We start from the raw sequence: 231 nt of genomic DNA on the forward strand, positions 1-231 counted from the left end.
CCGGGCAGCGGTGGCTCAGTCGGTGCTGCGCAGGATGATCACGCCCACGGCCTTGTCACCACGCCCCGCGCCGGGCTTGCGGAGCTTCAGGCGCAGCCACTGCACGTTGACGTCGCGCAGCACGATCTCGGCGAGGCGCTCGGCCAGGGCTCCAACCAGGCCGAAGCCGGAGTCGCGCACGAACTCCTCGATGCGCTTGCTCACGGCCTTGTAGTTCAGGGTGTCGGCGAT

General features: G+C 69.3%; 1 protein-coding gene. It reads right to left on the reverse strand.

Annotation, left to right across the window (positions count from 1 at the left end; translation table 11 throughout):
* Positions 1-15 precede the first annotated feature (15 nt).
* Positions 16-231 (reverse strand): dihydroneopterin aldolase (locus ACQG3P_RS25115; protein ID WP_426806559.1); only part of this gene is annotated, 216 nt, incomplete at its 5' end.

This window comes from Stenotrophomonas sp. SrG, assembly GCF_050031795.1.
GTDB classification, from domain to species: Bacteria; Pseudomonadota; Gammaproteobacteria; order Xanthomonadales; family Xanthomonadaceae; genus Stenotrophomonas; species Stenotrophomonas rhizophila_A.